The sequence below is a fragment of the Kitasatospora sp. NPDC002227 genome (assembly GCF_040296285.1).
Lineage (GTDB): Bacteria > Actinomycetota > Actinomycetes > Streptomycetales > Streptomycetaceae > Kitasatospora.
In genome coordinates, this window is record NZ_JBEOWY010000048.1 from 1 (window position 1) to 16,628 (window position 16,628).

General features: G+C 70.2%; 18 protein-coding genes and 1 pseudogene. 11 read left to right on the forward strand and 8 right to left on the reverse strand.

Features of this window, described 5'->3' with window-relative positions; translation table 11 throughout:
- On the forward strand, window positions 1-732 hold a 732-nt coding region (locus ABT095_RS30615; protein WP_350532803.1), incomplete at its 5' end, for a choice-of-anchor P family protein.
- Here the strand turns inward: ABT095_RS30615 and ABT095_RS30620 are convergent.
- Window positions 698-1,312 (reverse strand): choice-of-anchor C family protein, encoded by a 615-nt coding sequence (locus ABT095_RS30620; RefSeq protein WP_350532804.1) that lies wholly within the window; start codon window positions 1,310-1,312, stop codon window positions 698-700. The two genes, ABT095_RS30615 and ABT095_RS30620, sit on opposite strands and share 35 nt — an antisense overlap.
- 1,425 nt (window positions 1,313-2,737) lie before the next feature.
- Between ABT095_RS30620 and ABT095_RS30625 the strand changes: the two genes are divergently transcribed.
- Window positions 2,738-3,019: an HU family DNA-binding protein gene (locus tag ABT095_RS30625; protein ID WP_350532805.1), complete on the forward strand. Its 282-nt coding sequence runs from the start codon at window positions 2,738-2,740 to the stop codon at window positions 3,017-3,019.
- A 733-nt stretch (window positions 3,020-3,752) separates the two neighbouring features.
- Window positions 3,753-4,385 (forward strand): HU family DNA-binding protein, encoded by a 633-nt coding sequence (locus ABT095_RS30630; RefSeq protein WP_350532806.1) that lies wholly within the window; start codon window positions 3,753-3,755, stop codon window positions 4,383-4,385.
- A 93-nt stretch (window positions 4,386-4,478) separates the two neighbouring features.
- On the opposite strand, the gene ABT095_RS30635 is transcribed toward ABT095_RS30630, so the two are convergent.
- Window positions 4,479-5,348, reverse strand: a complete 870-nt coding sequence (locus ABT095_RS30635) for a hypothetical protein (protein WP_350532807.1) — start codon at window positions 5,346-5,348, stop codon at window positions 4,479-4,481.
- Window positions 5,349-5,501: 153 nt separating this feature from the next.
- On the opposite strand from ABT095_RS30635, the gene ABT095_RS30640 reads away from it, so the two are divergent.
- Window positions 5,502-5,660 (forward strand): hypothetical protein, encoded by a 159-nt coding sequence (locus tag ABT095_RS30640; protein WP_350532808.1) that lies wholly within the window; start codon window positions 5,502-5,504, stop codon window positions 5,658-5,660.
- A gap of 164 nt (window positions 5,661-5,824) precedes the next feature.
- Here the strand turns inward: ABT095_RS30640 and ABT095_RS30645 are convergent, their stop codons facing one another.
- Window positions 5,825-6,370, reverse strand: coding sequence for a hypothetical protein (locus tag ABT095_RS30645; RefSeq protein WP_350532809.1), 546 nt, complete (start codon window positions 6,368-6,370; stop codon window positions 5,825-5,827).
- A gap of 373 nt (window positions 6,371-6,743) precedes the next feature.
- On the opposite strand from ABT095_RS30645, the gene ABT095_RS30650 reads away from it, so the two are divergent.
- The gene (locus tag ABT095_RS30650; protein ID WP_350532810.1) at window positions 6,744-6,989 is read left to right on the forward strand and encodes a hypothetical protein; all 246 of its coding nucleotides are present in this window, start codon (window positions 6,744-6,746) and stop codon (window positions 6,987-6,989) included.
- Between the two features lie 179 nt (window positions 6,990-7,168).
- Here the strand turns inward: ABT095_RS30650 and ABT095_RS30655 are convergent, their stop codons facing one another.
- The gene (locus ABT095_RS30655; protein WP_350532811.1) at window positions 7,169-7,864 is read right to left on the reverse strand and encodes an ArsR/SmtB family transcription factor; all 696 of its coding nucleotides are present in this window, start codon (window positions 7,862-7,864) and stop codon (window positions 7,169-7,171) included.
- A gap of 603 nt (window positions 7,865-8,467) precedes the next feature.
- On the opposite strand from ABT095_RS30655, the gene ABT095_RS30660 reads away from it, so the two are divergent.
- Entirely contained in the window at window positions 8,468-8,833 is a 366-nt protein-coding gene (locus tag ABT095_RS30660; RefSeq protein WP_350532812.1) for a hypothetical protein, read from the forward strand.
- Window positions 8,834-9,486: 653 nt separating this feature from the next.
- Complete coding sequence (locus ABT095_RS30665; RefSeq protein WP_350532813.1) at window positions 9,487-9,972, forward strand: hypothetical protein; 486 nt, start codon at window positions 9,487-9,489, stop codon at window positions 9,970-9,972.
- On the opposite strand, the gene ABT095_RS30670 is transcribed toward ABT095_RS30665, so the two are convergent.
- From ABT095_RS30670 to ABT095_RS30680, 3 genes are all read right to left on the reverse strand, one after another.
- Window positions 9,938-10,720 (reverse strand): IS5 family transposase, encoded by a 783-nt coding sequence (locus ABT095_RS30670; protein WP_350532814.1) that lies wholly within the window; start codon window positions 10,718-10,720, stop codon window positions 9,938-9,940. The genes ABT095_RS30665 and ABT095_RS30670 overlap by 35 nt on opposite strands.
- Window positions 10,721-11,034: 314 nt before the next feature.
- Window positions 11,035-11,649 carry a hypothetical protein gene (locus tag ABT095_RS30675; RefSeq protein ID WP_350532815.1) on the reverse strand — a complete coding sequence of 205 codons (615 nt, stop codon included), beginning with the start codon at window positions 11,647-11,649 and terminating at the stop codon, window positions 11,035-11,037.
- Window positions 11,650-11,745: 96 nt separating this feature from the next.
- On the reverse strand, window positions 11,746-12,393 hold the full coding sequence (locus ABT095_RS30680) for a GNAT family N-acetyltransferase (protein ID WP_350532816.1): 648 nt from the start codon (window positions 12,391-12,393) through the stop codon (window positions 11,746-11,748).
- A 266-nt stretch (window positions 12,394-12,659) separates the two neighbouring features.
- Between ABT095_RS30680 and ABT095_RS30685 the strand changes: the two genes are divergently transcribed.
- From ABT095_RS30685 to ABT095_RS30700, 4 genes and pseudogenes are all read left to right on the forward strand, one after another.
- Window positions 12,660-13,403: a hypothetical protein gene (locus tag ABT095_RS30685; RefSeq protein ID WP_350532817.1), complete on the forward strand. Its 744-nt coding sequence runs from the start codon at window positions 12,660-12,662 to the stop codon at window positions 13,401-13,403.
- Window positions 13,404-13,447: 44 nt separating this feature from the next.
- Window positions 13,448-13,936: a hypothetical protein gene (locus tag ABT095_RS30690; RefSeq protein ID WP_350532818.1), complete on the forward strand. Its 489-nt coding sequence runs from the start codon at window positions 13,448-13,450 to the stop codon at window positions 13,934-13,936.
- Between the two features lie 537 nt (window positions 13,937-14,473).
- A pseudogene (locus ABT095_RS30695) lies at window positions 14,474-14,752 on the forward strand (hypothetical protein); the annotation flags it as partial.
- A 352-nt stretch (window positions 14,753-15,104) separates the two neighbouring features.
- Window positions 15,105-15,371 carry a hypothetical protein gene (locus ABT095_RS30700; protein WP_350532819.1) on the forward strand — a complete coding sequence of 89 codons (267 nt, stop codon included), beginning with the start codon at window positions 15,105-15,107 and terminating at the stop codon, window positions 15,369-15,371.
- Between the two features lie 183 nt (window positions 15,372-15,554).
- Here ABT095_RS30700 and ABT095_RS30705 read toward each other — a convergent pair whose 3' ends face one another.
- Entirely contained in the window at window positions 15,555-16,526 is a 972-nt protein-coding gene (locus ABT095_RS30705) for a quinone oxidoreductase family protein (protein WP_350532820.1), read from the reverse strand.
- Between the last annotated feature and the right edge of the window lie 102 nt (window positions 16,527-16,628).

Genomic DNA, 16,628 nt, shown 5'->3' on the forward strand with positions numbered 1-16,628 from the left:
CTCTCCAGGCCTTCGACATCGCCTTCGACGGTCGCCTCTCCGTCGGCCGCCGGTAACTCACACAACACGAGATACACCAGTCGCTGGACACACCCCAACCCGGCGGCGGGGTCGTCCTTCGCGTCCGCGAGGGTCGAGAGGCTCGGCGCCCGGCTGGGACCGCTTCTCGGCGGTCTTGCCCTCACCGGCGTCAGATCCACCTGCCGGGCTACCCCGGACGGTGCCACCGGCAACGGCACCATCGCCGGCGGTACCGTCACCCTGCCGTTCCCCCTCCCTTCCGTCTCCCTCGCGGCCGACGCCGCCCCGAACACCGGCGTCAGCCTCCCGCTCGTCGGCACGGTCCTACTCAACGAGCAGACCAGGGACGCCCGAGGTGTCCTGACCGTCAACGCCCTGCACCTCACCCTGCTCCCGGTCCTCGGAGGCACTGACGTGATCATCGGGCACGCCCGGTGCGGCGGTGCCGCTCCCGTCGTCCCGGTGCCCATCGCCGACCCCCAGATCCTGACCGGGGCGGCCGCGCTCGCCATCACCGTCACCGTCCTGCGCCGCCGTCGCTCGGGTATCTCCAGCTCGACGAGACCGTCGGGCTCTGCGATCTGCTCCGGTCCCTGGACCGAAGCGGCACGAACGATCCTGCTCGAAACCGGCGGGAACACCCACGACCCGGTACGCGGCGACCGCCGGTCGGACCCTAACCGCCGCAGCTCTCGCAGCAGACAGGGGTGACCGTGACCCCGTCGAGGACCGGGCCGTACCCCGTGGGTGTGGTGCTCACGAAGCTCAGCACCGTCTGCGGGTAGCTCGCGACGAATTCGAAGCCCTGGGTGCTGTAGCCCATGTCGGTCACGGTCTTGCCGGTGGTGTCGAAGCTGAAGTCCTGGACGTCGAGTCCGTTGACCCGTACCAGCCCGGTCTTGACCGTCGGCGCACCGGCCGGGTTGCCGGCCAGCGCGTAGTTCACCAGGTAGCGGGCGCCGGGCCGGGTCGCGAAGGTCTGGGTGACGGCGCCCGCCTGGTAGCCGCTGAGGTCCACCGACTGGTCACCATCGGCGGCCGCCCAGAATCCGGCACCGATCAGGTCGACCGTGCCATGCGTGACCCGCCACGGTCCGATGTCCCGCCCCACCTCCAGAGTCGTGAAGCCGTACGCCGTCGCGAGCGGCGTCTCGAAGCTGCCGTCGCCGAAGGAGGACGGCGCGGTCACGGCGTGGGGCTGGGAGACCGCCCCCGCGGGCACGGCGCCGGCCGTGCCTAGCAGTGCGACGGTCAGGAGCGCGGTGCCCAGCATGGAGCGGTGGCTACGCATGGCATGTCCTCCGGGGTGACTGTGGTGAAGGGCTGAACGGCCCTGCCCTTGTGGAGTCGCCAGAACGACGGTCATGACGTGCGATCCGGGTACCAGCGGGCCCGGAGCGACCGGACGCTCATCGGGAGCAACCCCTGCTCCCAGGTGCGCCACCGTACACACGCAGGGGGACGCCCAGGACCGCCGCGCGGTTCACCAACTCCTCTTCTCAAAGCCCGAGTCGGCGTGGGACGGGGTGCTGCTGACAGGGATCCGTCCGGCAGCCGATCGAGTTCAGGGGCCGCGGACCAGGCGGCCGCGGTCACCGGGCGGTTGGCGTTCGGGAGCAGGACGAACCGAACCCGACCATGCGACGCGAGGCACCGCTCCTGGAGGTGATCTGCCCAGGGCAGGCGCACAGGTTCCGTCCCCGGCATCACAGCTGCCGGGGACGGAACGCTCACCCTAGCGGGCCCGGCAGCACACGCGTCCAGCGGTGGAGCGGGCGAACGGAGCAACCCCCCGCGCAGCGGACGGCACCGGGCGACCGCTGGAGGCTGAGGAGGCCGAGGAACGGACGTCACATGACGGAGGCCGACGAGCGCACGAGCGAAGCTGACAGGCGGGCAGCGAAGGGCGGCTCCGCCGCCAACGGCGATGGTGCTTGCTCCCCGGTTGCTGATGGTCCTGGACGGTACAGCGGCCGCGGGGGTTCGCAGCGTGGTGACGGATCTGCGGCCGGCTGCCGAGGAATGGCCGGCCGGCGCCAGGACACCGATCGCCATCCCGGCCTGTGCCGTCCCGGATCGAGAACGCGGCGCTGCTCAGGCCGTCCACGCCCCCTGGCACCCGCTCTGCACCAGGGGCGGGCGGGAACCCCGAGGAGGACGGCCGGAATCGGGGAGAGCGGCCCGGGAATCCGGGGCGGCCGGTCCTCCTCCGGGCCGACCGCCCCGACGCGCATCCGGCCCGGATGAGCGTACGGACCGGATGACTCGCATGCCCCGGAAGAGGCCGCTCGAGCGGACCAACGACCGCATCGAGCACAGGATGCGCCTCCACCCGGCCGAACCTGGCACCGGCGGGATCGCCCACCGCGCCACGCACCCCGACCGGCCCGGCCTGACCGCCGGGGGCACCAGCCGCTCGGTCCGATGGGAAGAGCGCGCCCAGGCCGTCGATCACCTGCGAGCCTCCTCCGGCCCGTCCGCGACCACGACCCGCACGCGTGAGCGCACAATCGGTCAGCCGATCGAGGCGGCGGCCGGGGCAGGACCGGCGACCGCAACGCGGCCGGGCGCCGGGCTGAATCGGCGGAGCGGGCTCCGGGCAGGCAGCCGAGTCGGCGGCGCGACACGCGTAGACGACCCCGGCGTGTGAGTTCGGCAACCACCGCGCCGACCTGACAGCATGTCAACCTCTGGAACGATGTCAATGGGAGTACCGATGAATCGCAGTGAGCTGGTGACCGTCCTGTCCGAGCGCGCCGAGGTGACCCGCAAGGACGCCGACGCCATCCTGGCCGCCTTCGCCGATGTTGTCGGCGAGGTCGTCGCCAAGAGCGACGAGAAGGTCACCATCCCCGGCTTCCTGACCTTCGAGCGCACCCACCGTGCCGCCCGCACCGCCCGCAACCCGCAGACCGGCGACCCGATCCAGATCCCGGCCGGCTACAGCGCCAAGGTCAGCGCGGGCTCGAAGCTCAAGGAAGCCGCCAAGGGCGCCTGAGCACCCGTCGTCGACCGCGGCGGTCCGCAACACACCACCCGGGTGGCGGCGAGACCGTCGGCGGGAACTCCGCCTCCCGCGACACCGCTTGCGCAGTGACCGGTGCCGGCCCACTCCGATGGCCCCTGACCAGCTGCGTCAGCGCCTCCGGACAGCCCCGGGCCTACAACTGCGCCCCACGGCCGAATCCAGTGCCCGAAACCTTGATCCCGTTCCTGTGCCGGGACACCGGGTGAGGCCGCTCATCCGCACACCCCCCGGGCGGGCAGGGAGCGTCATTCGGTGACGGTCCGCCCCCTTCCGCGCGCCGGATGCTGGAACTGACCGGCCGTCAGAGCTCCGGGCGGCGGCAGGCAGGGCGGCCGTCGTACGGAGGGATGTCGTCGGTCCTGGACGACAGCACGGTCCAGCACCGACGGCCGAGCGGGTGGATACAGCGCGAGGAGCACCTGCGCGGACGAGCCGTCGCCCTGGATCCCGTCCGCACCGGCTGCAGCGGGTTTCGCGGCCGGCGCCGGACGTGGCCAACCGCCACGTACCCGCGCAGATGCTGCACATCCCCCGATCACTGCGTCCGGCCCGGATCCCCTGTGCAGCGCGCCGTCGGACAGCAGCGGGGCGCCAAGTGGCCGTCCGCAGGGACTTCGTGCGCGGGCGGGATCCTGGCACTCGCCCTAACGTGAGAACGAAAACAGCTCAAACCGGCATCAAGTCCCTGCAAGGAGTCCACGTCATGAACAAGGGCCAGCTCGTCGATGCGGTCTCCGGCAAGCTCGGCAGCCGCACCGCCGCACAGGACGCCGTCGACGCGGTCCTCGACGCGATGGTGCGCGCCGTGGTCGCCGGCGAGCGCGTCTCGGTCACCGGCTTCGGCTCCCTCGAGCCCGTCCAGCGCCCCGCCCGTTACGCCCGCAACCCGCAGACCGGCGAACGCGTGCGGGTGAGGAAGAGCGTCGTGCCGCGCTTCCGTCCCGGACAGGGATTCAAGGACCTGGTCTCCGGTGCCAAGAAGCTTCCCAAACAGGGCCCGTCCATCATGAAGGCCCCCAAGGGCTCGCTCACCCCCCTCAGCACGACCCTGAGAACAGCCAAGCGCGCGGCCGGCAACGCTCCCTCGGCGGTGAAGAAGACCGCTGCCCGGAAGACCGTCGTGGCCAGGACCACCACTCAGCGCACCGGCGCCGCAGCCGCACCGGCCCCGAAGAAGAAGGCCACCACGAAGAAGACGAGTGCTGCCAGGGCCACCGCGAAGAAGGCGAGTGCTGCCAAGCCCGCCACCGCGGCCAAGAGGTCGGCGGCCCCGGCCCGCAAGAGCGCCGCGATCTCGAAGAAGGCTGCCACCGCCAAGAGCCGCGTAGCACGCTGACCACGATGGCGGCGCAGCGCCGGGAGCCTGCCGGACGGTGGGCGGTGTCGTGTTGCTCTGCGTCCTGCGCCGACCAGCAACCGGTGCAGGGGGTCAGCCGATCCAGACGATGTCGATGACGTGCAACCGGCCGGCCGTCCTGTTGACCAGGTAGACGAGAGTGAGCTGGCCGACAGCCGCGCACCTGATGTCCTCGCCGTCGCTGTCGGTGGCGTCCCACTGGGGCCATCCCCAGGGGGTGCCGGCGGCGTTGTCCAGCAGTACGATGGCGCGTCGGCTGTGCATCCGGTCCCGAAACATCGCGGCTCTAGCGTCCAGCCCGGCGGGGATGTGCTGGGCGGGGACTTCCAGGGCGCGCAGGAACCCGTCCAGCACCTCGGCCGGGTCGGCCGGTTGCTGCCCGGGGTCGAACCCGCGCAGGTTCACGTACAGCTGCAGGTCGCGGTAGCGGCCGCGGCGGACCAGTTCATGTGCGGCGTGCACGGCGAGCCGGGTCTTGCCGATCCCGCCCATCCCCTCGATCGCCGACAGCACCACCGTTCTCGGCTGGCCGCCCGCCGGGGCCTCGGCCGCTTTGAGGAGCTCCCGCAGTGCGGCCTCGCGCCCGGTGAACGTCGCCAGATCCGCCGGCAGTTGCCGGAACACCCCGGCCGGCCCGCCGGTCCTGGCCTCGGCGTGCAGCCGCACGCACGCGTCCCGCCACCGGCCGACTACCGGCTCGTCCAGGCCGAGCGCCCGGACGATCCCCACCACCAGCTCCAGGTTCAGCCGGCGTCTCGTGGGTACGAACGCGTCACTGATCGTCGACTTCGACAGCTCCTGCGGCGGCCGCAGAAGCGGCCCCACCCGCCTGGCCAGCTCCCGGTGCGACGGCGCACCCGCCCACACCACCAGCTTCCCCAGCTGCCCGATGAACTCAGCCAGATCAGCAGCCTGACCCGGATCCGGACATTCCTCGCTCAACCCCGTGCCCCCGTCGTGATCGCTAAAACTGCCGCACAGAGTGTAGGGGCGGATGGCCGGAGTTGGCCGGGAAACGTGACCACGGCCGGCGGCGAGCGGGACGCTTTCCCGTGAGGACGGGTCAGCGGGACTCGTCGACAGGAGGTTTCGAAGATGAAGAAGAAGCTGTTCGTCGTGCTGGCGGTTGCCGTGGGCCTGTCCCTGCCGGCCGCGACGGCCTCGGCCTGGGCGTCCGGGCCGGTCAAGCCCAACTGCTTCGTCAACATGGCACAGCCGCAGAACGACACCGTGACCCCGAACGTCTGCGGCTGACCTCACACCCTCACCGCTGCTGTGCTGCACCCACTGGCGAAGACGCCGAGCGCGGCGAGACCGAGCAGGATGCGGCGTACCTTCGTGGTCACTGTGATCTGTCCCTGTCGGTAGGGGCGTTGGCCGCCCACCAGCGTGCGGCGGGCGGCCAACGGAATGTCTGGTCAGCTGGTCCAGGTCTGCCAGCCGACATACCACGGGCTCCACGCGGTGAGAGCCGCCGAGGAGGTGGAGCAGTCTTCACGCTGGATGTTGTACGTGCCGTAGGTCCTCAAGCGCCAGACCCCGTAGATGGCGTAGGCGGTCTGACCGGGCTTGGCGGTGACGGTGGTGGAGTTGCCGAGCGAAGCGGTCAGGGAGACGGAGAGGCTGGCTCCCATCGTCATGCTGGCGTCAGCCACGACGGTGTTGGCATCGGCACTCAGGCTACTGCTGATACTGGCAGTGACCGTGCCGCTGACCTGGGCGGAGAAGGTCGAGGTCGCGTCCGACCCGGTGCCGTTGTAGTCCGCCTGGGTGGCGCCGACCGCCTGCATGGTCTTGCCCTGGTTGCTGACGGAGCTGTACCACTCGTCGTAGTGGCAGAAGGTGGAGTCGGGCCCCGCCTTGCCCGAGGGGCTGGCGACCGGATCGAGGCCTTCGCCGCCTGGGCCACCACCGAAGCCCATGCCCACCGTCTGCTCGGCGAGACGATCCCGCCCGACCCCCACGGCGCCATCGGCACCGCCCGCTTCCGCCGCACCCTGGCCTGGCACATCGCCCGCCGCCCGATGCGCAGTGCCGAGAACAGCGCCTCCTCCGCCCGGACCTGCCCGAGGCGGGGCTGGGCAACGGGTCACTGCCAGGCCGGGGAGATCGAGGGGCTCCGGGGCCCACCGGACAGCTGCCGGACGCTCCGGGCCCGATGCGCACCGTTGTGGGGCGAAGCCCAAGCACCAGGTGGAGGGCCGGCCGTACGCTGTGGTCGGGCCCCTCGCGTCGACGAGCGTGAGGGGCCCGACCATCTCCCGGCGCGGTGCTGACGCGTCCGCCGGAGTCGGAGGTCGAGTTGGTGTGGGCGGGCACCGGGATACCGAGCCGCGGGTGGACCGCCAGGCGCTCGACGAGCTTCTCGGCCGCGTCCAGCTCGCCGGGGCGCAGCGTGGCGAGGGCATGTTCGGCGGCGTCGGAGAGGAAGACGTGCAGCGGGCTGGTCGGTCACCGGTTGCCGTCGGCGGCGCGGAGCCGGGCGAGGACGCCGTGGCCGGGGTCCACTGCTGGCTGCCGATCGGCGCGGCGAGGGAGTCCATGGCCTCGGTACTGGTGCGCAGGGTCAGGCGGTGGCGGTAGGCGGCGATGACCTCGGCGAGCTTCCCGACCTGGGAATCACAACCAGGCCGCCGGTTCCCAAGTTGGGCAGCCTCCACCAGCTCGTCGGCGGCGTCTCCGCCGACGTGGCGCCAGTCGCTGAGAGACCGGACGATTCGTCACCCCGCGGCTGGCCATTTCGCCGGTGGCCCAACGCGGCGTCAACTTATCCCGTTCGGTTGAATGCCCGGGGCCGGTGGGGGCGGGGCCAGGAGGTCGGCGGCGCGAGGGGTCTGCCGGTACAGGACGTGTTGTCCGGTGCGGGTGCGGGTGACCAGTCCGGTGCGGTGCAGGATTCCCAGGTGGTAGGAGACCGTACTGGCAGCGAGGAAGTGCCGCTCGCCCAGCTGCGCGGTGGTGCGGGCGGTGTGCAGGTCGGACAGCAGGCGCGCCCGGGTCGCCCCGAGCAGGGCGTGGACCGTGGGTCCGGGGCGGGTCTGGGGCCCGGGCCGGCAGGGGTAGGCGAACATGGGCTGCCGCTTGGCGGGTGCTGGTATCGAGTCGATGGCGATGCGCAGGTCGGTGGTGAACACCGAGGGAGTCAGAACCAGGCCGGTACTGCCGGGGATCCGGGCCTGGAAGCGGCTGACCAGGCTCAGTTGATCGTCGTCCCAGAGCATTCTGGGGTGCAGGGTGGTCAGCATGCCGGACAGGCCGTCTCGGGCGATGGTCCGTGCCCGGTGGGTGATGTCCTCCTCCATGCGGGTGCGCAGGGCCGTCCACTGCGGGGCGAGGGCCGACTCCCACAGCTGGTGCAGCTCCCCGGCCACCTGCTCGGCGAAGTTCCGCTCACCCAGTTCCAGGGCATTGCGGAGGATCACGGGGATGACCCGGCCCGCCAGACGTTCCTCGCTCACCCCGTGAGCCATGGTCTGCAGTTCCCAGCACAGACGGGCTGAACCAGTGGTGGCGACGGTGTGCAGTTCCTCGTGCACCCCGGTTTCCGGAGCTTGTGGCTGCGGTGTCAGAAAGTCCGGCACGTAGTCCCACGAACCGCTGAACATCGAGCCCAGCAGAGCGAGCCTGCGGTCGCGGACCGCCTCCTGGACCCTGCCCCTCCAGCCCTCTCCGCCGGGCTGGTTGTCGCGCAGGAGACGGAGCGCGCCGATCACGGTGCTGAGCGGCGAGATCGCGAACCGGGTGTTCGCAAGTGCGGCGCGGTCCATGTCGAGGTAGAGCACGACACCCCCGAGGTCAGCTGTCGGCCGCCCGAGCGGCCGGCGTCCTGGGTCTTCGAACCTGATCGAATCACTCGAGGGGCAGGCCTGTCTTCCGTTTCCCTTGAGTTGTCGGGAACGGGCGGCACGACCACCGATCGCGTCCACCGTCCGTCCCACCGGCGGGTCAGGGACCACTGACTTCCGCTCGTCAGGGTGAACCGTCCCGATCAGGGCAGCACGGCAGGACTCGGACCACCTCGATCACCGACATGGGATCGGGGCCACCGCAAAGCACAGGAGATGATCTTGATAGTGCGCAGGAAGCTCTCGGCCGTGGCCCTCATCGGCGGCATCCTGGCCGGCGGCGTGGCCGCCACACCGGCCAGCGCCATCGACCAGGTCGCGTGCCCCACCCAGAACAGCAGCTACCCCATGAGCCACGGCCTGGAAGTCTGGACCACGCATGGGAACTTCTGCTACGCGGGCACCCCCGGCGGGTGGAACGTCAACCAGGGCGGCGTCTACAGGATCACGGCCGACTGGAACCACGGGACCTTCATCACCGACCTCGGCGCCATCGGCCTCGGGCCGACCGGTACGCGGGCCAACGAGCGCGACTTCTCCTCCACCACCTACGTGTGGAGCGTGACGATCCTCAACGGCTAGAGCGGGCCCTGGTGATGACCTGAGGACGAGCCTGGCGCTGCCACGGGCAGCGCCAGGCAGCCCCGCGACCCGATGCGCTCCTACTCTCGACTGCTTCCACCGTTGCGGTATCAGGTAGATCAGTACGGTTCACCCTGACGCGTCGAAGTCAGTAGCGCGGCGGGCGTCGGCCGTCGTGGTGGAGGGACGGTTGGTCTGCCGGGCGAACTGGTGGATCTCGTCCACGGTCTGGCGGGGTAGACGACCAGGGCGGCCTGCTCGGCCAGCGTGTGCCGATCGGTGACCACGTCCGCCAGCTCGTTGGCCCAGTCGACTGCCGACTCGTCGAGGACCAGGCTGTCCCGGTGTTCAGGAGCAGTAGGCACGCCTGCCGCACCCGCTCGAACCGCCGCCGCTCACGGGCGTGCCGGTCCCGGCGCTCCTGCCCCTCGGCGGCTTCGCGTTGCTCGTAGCCCCGGACGAACTCCGGGCTCCGCCGCTCGCCCGGGCGGGTCCGGACCTGAGCGGCCTTCAGCCGCCGGCCCGCTGGCACGCGCCCTGAGAAGCCGTTGTCTTTCCGATAGTGACGGGTGCATTTCCGCTGATCAGGCATAGTGCCGCCGCCTTGGTGGCAGAGACGGGGCGTTGTTTCGTCTCTTCGATGGAGGTGCCGGATGCCGTCGGTGATGGGGCTGCTGGAAGAGCGTGAGCGTGCTGCCCGGCAACGGGTGGAGGCCCTGCAGGCCGAGCTGCAGGAGGCGGAAGCCGCGTGGGAGCGGTTCGTGATCGCCCGTCAGACGGTGGCCGAGGTCCTGGCAGAACCTCCTGCAGGCGAGAAGAAGCCGCTGGCCGAGGTGGCCATTCAAGGGCCTGCGCGGGGCGCAAAGGCAGTGCGCGGATCGGTGGTTCCCGCCTGGAGGGAAGGGCTCGCTCTCGACTCGCTGGCGCGGGACTACCAGCGGCTCGTGGAGGTCCTGGCCGATCGGGGCCGGGAGGCGATGGACTGTCGGCAGCTCGCGGCGGCCTTGGGCCTGGAGGTGGTCGCGGCGAAGGTGGAGGGGGTGCGGTCGAAGGTGAAGCGCTTGGCGGTGCGGGGCTGGCTGGCCGAGGGCAGCCCGGGGATGTTCAGCGTGATTGCCGGGCGAGCCGGCGGCTCATGACCATGGTCATCGACCAGCGGATCATCGCCTCGGAGGTGTCGGTGCGGGTCTCGTAGTCGCGGGCCAGGCGGCGTGAGTGCATCAGCCACGCGAACGTCCGCTCGACCAGCCACCTCTTGGGCAGCACGGTGAAGCCGGTGGCGTCGTCGCCGCGTTTGACCACGCTCAGCGCGATCCGCAGAACCTCGCGGGCGAGGTCGACCAGGCTTCCGGTGTAGCCGCCGTCGGCCCACACCGGCGTGATGCGCCAGTGGCGCTGACGCAGCCGCTCCAGCAACGTCCCGCCGGCCTCGCGATCGGTGACGGATGCGGCGGTGACCAGCACCGTCAGCAGCAGCCCGAGGGTGTCCACGACGATGTGCCTCTTGCGGCCGTTCACCTTCTTCCCGCCGTCGAAGCCCCGGCTCGCGGCCGGTAACGACGCCGCCGCCTTCACCGACTGCGCGTCGATGATGCCCGCGGTCGGCTCCCGATCCCGGCCCGCAGCCTCGCGGACCCGGTCGCGCAGCTGGTCGTGGAACTCCGCGACCAGGCCCTTGTCCCGCCAGCGCCGGAAGAAGGCGTAGACGCGGTCCCAGGCGGGGAAGTCCGCGGGCATCGCCCTCCAGGTGATGCCGCCCGCGACCAGGTAGCGCACCGCGTCGACCAGCTGCCGGTGGCAGTAGCCCTCCGGCTGCCCACCGCAGCCCTCCAGCCAGGCTGGCACGGGCATCGCGTCCCGCACGACGGCCCACTCCGCATCGGTCATGTCCGAGGGATACCTCGGACGCCTGTACGGGTTGTTCCCGGCGTTCCCGAACCGGCGGGCGAGACAATCACACTCCCGGGCAAGCGAGTTGGACCCGACCGGCGTGAAGGCGTACAACTGCGGCATCAGGACCTCCTGGCGCGTTTAAGGTCTCGACAACCACGAGCTGCACCAGAGGCCCTGTCTTCATGCTCGGCACGCGGCAAGACCACCCGACCGAGCTGGTGTAATCGAACCCATGCCCACCGCGATCGGCACGACAACGACCGGCCAGGTCACCGAGTCGGGGCCGGCCGTTGCCCATGCTCGTGGGCTCACCGCCGAACCTGCTTGGACCAGTCACCCTTGAAACGGTAAGCACGGCCCTCACCGGCCTGCCTCAGCCCGTCCGGGACGACGTCCTCGTGGTACGGGTACTGCTCCGTGACCGTCGCCAACAGGAACTCCAGGAAGCCGCCCTCGAACAGGTCCCACTCCCGCATCGAGTGGAACTTGGCGGCGACCGGCCATCGGTCCGGGTCTGGGCCCCGCATCAGCCAGAAGAAATGGTCGGAGTTGCAGTTGTTTCCCCACTTCAGCAGTCCGCCCTCGGCTGGGAACAGCGGATATGGGCTCTCGTCGTAGTCGCCGTCCTGGTAAGCCTCGGCCAGCCAGGCGCAGTACCCGTAGGGTTCCGTCGTGTTGTACAGGAATCCCTCGAAGCCGACCGGCTCCGCGATCTGGGGACTGACCGCCGCCGATGGTGTGTGGATGTGCAGTTCGTCGCTGATGCTGACCGACCCGTACCGGTCGGCGAACGCTCGGTAGTCCGTGGGCAGCTGGAAACCGAGTGCCTTGGGCCCGAGCTCCCACGGGACCGGGACCACGCCGTCCGCAGGCGGCGGCCCGATCACCGCGCCGAGCCGGTCCAGCATCTCCTCGATCTCCACGTCCGCTCCCGTCAACCGCCCGTTTCCCGCCGGAGGCTATCCGCTTCCGGTGACACCGTCGGCAGAAGGCCCCACTCACGCCCGGCGCGCTTGCCCTCACCGATCACCCTGGTCCCGCCGATGCGACGGCTGGACCAGGGGCGTCGCTGCCCCGTCGCTCAGCAGCGAGTACATGAACATGTCCCGACGCTCGGCCCCGACCTGCTGCCAGCTCCTCATCAGGCCCTCGCGTTGGAAACCGACGCGCTCTGCGGTCCGCATGGAAGCGCTGTTCCACGGCTCCACATAGAGCTCCAGCCGGGGAATGCGCAGTTCCCGCCGAGCCCAGCCGGCAACTGCCTCGAGCGCGAACCCGGCAGCACCCCGACCTCGGGCTGACTTGACGACCCAGTAGCCAAGTGACGCGCGGCCCTGCCCCAGGTCCTTGAGCCACAGCCCCACGTTGCCGACCGGCTCACCGGCAGGATTGACGATGACGAACGAGTACCCAGCCCTGGTCGTGGCCCGCTCCCACTGCCGCTCGACGAACGCGACGCCCTCCGCGTCGGAGAACAGCGAAGGCACCGTCGTGATCAACGGAATGTGATCGTCCTCTGCCGCTTCACGGACGAGGTCAAGGTCCGACAGCCGCCACGGTCGCAGTGTGAAACCCTCACCCGCAGCGAGTTCGGGCACATCAAGAGGTTGCTCCATCCGCCCATCCTGCCGGGATCCACGCCCGACCTCACTCAGGTATTCGACCACGCTCCGCACTCGTCGCTCCCCAAAACTCCCCGCGTGCTCCGAGAGCGTGACAATCCGGCTGTCAGAACCGTCTTGCTGTGGCGCTTCGGCCGAGACTCCATTCGACCAGCGCCCAGATCGGAACGACAACAGTCACTGAGGCCAAGGTATATCGGCCGGCTTCGCTCCTCCGTGGTCGCCGGCAACTTCAGCGGGACGGCTCCTGGCGGCGGCGGCCGGTCAGGAATTCGCGTGTCCTCTGGGTGAGACCGTGCGAGCATCGACGGGTGATCGACGATGAGGAGCTGCTTGCCGCCGGCCTGATCGGGAGGCGACTGCTGAAGGTGACCACAGCTTGGCATCACTACGCTGACGACGATCCGTCGCTGGTGCACCTGTGGCTTCATCTGGAGGGGCTGGGCCCGGTTCTGTTCCACACACCCTCGACCGGCGTGTCTCTGCGGGCCGACCAGCCGCACGGTCCGTACTCGATGGAGGAGTACGGAAGCGTCTCCGTGATCGACGATTCGCCGGATGTTCCGGTGACCCAGTTTGTCGGACAGACGATCCGGTCGGTTCGGCAGACCGACTACAACGACGGCCGTGTCAGCTTCACGGCCGGCCTCACGCTCCAGTTCCCCGGCGGAAGCGTCCGCCTGCTCGGTCTCGTGGACGACCTCCTCATCACCCACGACCAGCATCTGGGCGCTGTCGAGGCCCACCTGCACGAGGATGTGACCCTCGCGCGGGTGGTGCAGACCTCCGGGGGCTGCCCGTCGCAGTGGGACGCCTGGACGACCACGGGTCAGTACCTGTACCTGCGGTACCGGCACGGCGAGGGGACGGTCGAGCAGCATCCGAGTCAGGACGTCGACACCTGGGACGGCGAGGAGTCGAGGCTCTGGACCAGCTGGGACGGCGGAACCAACGGCGGCTGGATCGAACTCACCGACTTCCTCGCCGCGGCCGGTCTGCGGCTGGCCCCGGACGCCGAGGTCCACACCACACCGCCGATCGGCCCGAAGGCATGAGAACGATGGCCCCGCACCCCAGCAGGGACTACACGATCACCGCGATGTACTCCGTGCCCGACGACGCCTGGTACCTGGAACTGGACCTCGTCCGGGAGCAACGGGCCGTCGTGACCGCGGTCATCCCCGACGAGGACCCGGCGCGCGAGCCGACGGTGTGCTTCGATCCCCGAGGACGGCACCTGGACATCCCGTACGAGGTCATGCGCTGGTTCATGGATCAGGTCGCGGAGGAGATCCGGACGTCCCGCGCCTGGATGCGGCTGAGGCCCGAGCTGGTGGAGGTCATCCACCGCTTGCGCCAGGAGTATCTGGGCGCCATCGATGACGTCGGCTTTCCTGATGTCCTCGCGGAGCTGCGCGTCGGTGTCCCCGAGGCCGATCTCCCCGTCATTCTTGCGGCCGCATTCGGGCTGCATCCCGATGGCACCCCGATGGATGGCATGCAGGCGTTCCAACTCGTCGCTGCGGGGGCGGTGGGAAGTGATCACTGTCCCACCGCCCCCGCGTCCGAGGCCAGTGGCTCGTGTTGAGCCGGCCGATCAGCTGGCGGTTGGCAGCTCGGCGCCCTGGAGTTCTTCGTTGCGCTCTTCCAGTTGACCGGTGAGATCGACCACTTACGGTGCGTCCGTATGCGAAGTCGTACATGGCACTGGGAACCACGGAGGCCACAGCAGCAGCGTTTACGGCTTCCAGCCCTTCGGCGAGGGCGAGCGCTTCGACAGCTGCCATGATCGCGGTTTCATCGCGGGGCACGCCCGGCCGACCGGCGGGTCGGCGGGTCGGCGGGTCGGCGGGTCGGCGGCGGCGCTCATAGCGGGCCCGCGTCGCCGCCGCCCAAGGCACAGCTGGCCGAAGCCGCACACGGCACCTGCCTGGCCCGGTGGCGCGCCCGGGCCGAAGATCTGGGCCTGCCAGGGGACCTGGAGCGGCTTCGCCGAGCCATGTCCGAGACTCGGCAGGCCGGGCGAGACCTGACCGAGGTGGCCCAGGGGCTGGGCTGGCTGCTCGACCGGGGGCGCGCCCTTGCCGTCCGCGTCGCCGATGGCGCACTCAAGGTGGTCGGCCATGCGACCAATCCCGATGCAACGCCTGCCCTGCTGGAACACCTGGCCCGACACCAGCCGCCGGTGCAGAAGGCGTTCCGCGAAATAGCCCGCCACCGCAACCCGACGGCCCCGGCCCTGCTCGCGTGTCTGACCGACCGGCATGCCAGGCCGATCGCCGCCGGCCATCCGGCCCTACCGCCTGCGGCCATCGTCGAACTACTCACCGACGACAACTGGCAGGTAGTGGAAGCAGCCGCGGCCAACCCGTCACTGCCACTGGTATCGATGCTGGAAATGGTGCCGCTGACCGGCCCGGCCGCAAGCTTGCTCTGCTCGCCGCCGCCATCGCCGACGACGTACGGGCGTGAGCCGACACCCTGCGGCACGGCGGACCCCGCGCCCAGCGACGCAGCCTGACGCCCTGCGCCATTACCTCGCAGCCAGCGCGTCGCGCCGCCCGGTCAGGCAGCCCCACCCGCCCCGGACCGGGCCGACCGCCGGGCTCGAAGAACAAGGGGGCCGCCACCCGCCACGAGGTCGGCCGCGTCCTGGCCACCGGCGAGGCCTACGCCCAGCCCGCCCACCACAAGAAGGGCACCAAGCCCCGGCGGTCAGGCTGACAGACAGACCTCAGGTCCGCCAGACTGCCGACGTGCGAATCGACGAGACAGCCAAACGGGCCGCGACCAGGGTGTTGGTCTACACGGGGATCATCATCGCCTCGCCCGTCCTGCTGCTGGCCGGGGCCCCGATCCGTACCCGATACCTCCAACACATCTACCGAGAAGACGCGCCGCCAGTCGTTGACAAGCCGAACGGGGAAGTCAGCGTCCACTACTACGTGGTGACGAACCCGCTCCTGTACCGGCTCTGCAGGCCCTCAGAAACCGTGATCTACCTCGCTCGGCGAATTCGTTAAACGACAAGGTGAGAACGTGTGCCGGAACGCGGTCGACGGTCGGCCGGACATCTCGGCTCTGCCTGCGCTCGCCTCGCAGCTGGCTCCTGTCCGCGGTCATCACGCCGGATCGCTAACACAGCTGCGCGGGATCGACGCCTGGCGGAGGCCACGTTCCTGCGGGTCGGTCAATTCCGTCGGTCCCTAGGGGATGACGAGAAGCTTGCCGGTGGTACGCCGAGCCTCCAGATCGCGGTGAGCCTGGGCGACCTCGGCGAGCGGGTAGCTGGCCGTCACGGTGGTCTCAAGTGCCTTGGTGCGCACCAGTTCAAGCACGTCGGCGGCGCGCCGGAGCAGCTCGGACCGATCGGCGATGAAGTGCCCGAGGCTCGGCCGGCTCAGGGTCAGCGAACCGCCCTGGGCGAGCCGGATGGGGTCGAAGGGCGGCACTGCGCCACTCGCGGCGCCGAAGAGCACCAGGTGGCCGCGGGTTCGCAGGCTGGCGAGGCTCGCATCGAAGGTGTCCCTGCCGACGCCGTCGAAGACGACCGGCACTCCCTGGCCGCCATGGAGCCGCTTCACCTCGGCCGCGAGATCGTCCACTGCAGAGTAGAGGATCACCTCGGCGGCCCCGGCGCGCCGCGCCAGCTGGGCCTTCTCCGGTGTCGAGGTTGTGCCGATCACTCTGCCGCCGAGATGGGTGATGAGCTGGGTCAGCACAAGCCCCATGCCGCCGGCGGCAGCGTGCACGAGCACCGTGTCGCCTGGCTGGACCGGGTAGGCGTCCTTGACGAGGTAGTGCGCCGTCATACCCTGCAGCAGCACGGCGGCGGCGGCCTCGAAGTCGACGCCGTCGGGCAGGGGCACGAGACGAGAGGAGTCCACGACGGCCTGCTCGGCATAGGTGCCGGGAGTCTCCACCCAGCCGACCCGGTCTCCCACAGCGACGTGGGTGACGCCGGGTCCGACCTCGAGGACCGTGCCCGCGCCCTCAGTGCCCGGGGTGAAGGGCAGCGGGAGGGTGTACCGGCCCTGGCGGTGGTACACGTCGAGGAAGTTGACGCCGGACGCGGCGACCTCCACGACCGCCTGGCCCGGGCCCGGCACCGGTTGATCGATGTCGACCAGTCGCAGCACCTCAGGACCGCCCACTTCGGAAACCTGAATCGCTCGCATGACCCCTCCTGAAACGGCTTACCTCCCTCACCAACTCCGGTCGTGGCGATCCGATTCCCGCTCACGGTGAGGTGTCGTAGCCCTCTCGTGCCCACGTGGGAG

What these genes read in the sequence shown, in the direction of transcription:
- ABT095_RS30620 (WP_350532804.1), bottom strand. Translation starts at nt 1,312, where the DNA reads ATGCGTAGCCACCGCTCCATGCTGGGCACCGCGCTCCTGACCGTCGCA.
- ABT095_RS30625 (WP_350532805.1), top strand. Translation starts at nt 2,738, where the DNA reads ATGAATCGCAGTGAGCTGGTGACCGTCCTGTCCGAGCGCGCCGAGGTG.
- ABT095_RS30630 (WP_350532806.1), top strand. Translation starts at nt 3,753, where the DNA reads ATGAACAAGGGCCAGCTCGTCGATGCGGTCTCCGGCAAGCTCGGCAGC.
- ABT095_RS30640 (WP_350532808.1), top strand. Translation starts at nt 5,502, where the DNA reads ATGAAGAAGAAGCTGTTCGTCGTGCTGGCGGTTGCCGTGGGCCTGTCC.
- ABT095_RS30660 (WP_350532812.1), top strand. Translation starts at nt 8,468, where the DNA reads ATGATCTTGATAGTGCGCAGGAAGCTCTCGGCCGTGGCCCTCATCGGC.
- ABT095_RS30665 (WP_350532813.1), top strand. Translation starts at nt 9,487, where the DNA reads ATGCCGTCGGTGATGGGGCTGCTGGAAGAGCGTGAGCGTGCTGCCCGG.
- ABT095_RS30670 (WP_350532814.1), bottom strand. Translation starts at nt 10,720, where the DNA reads ATGACCGATGCGGAGTGGGCCGTCGTGCGGGACGCGATGCCCGTGCCA.
- ABT095_RS30690 (WP_350532818.1), top strand. Translation starts at nt 13,448, where the DNA reads ATGTACTCCGTGCCCGACGACGCCTGGTACCTGGAACTGGACCTCGTC.
- ABT095_RS30705 (WP_350532820.1), bottom strand. Translation starts at nt 16,526, where the DNA reads ATGCGAGCGATTCAGGTTTCCGAAGTGGGCGGTCCTGAGGTGCTGCGA.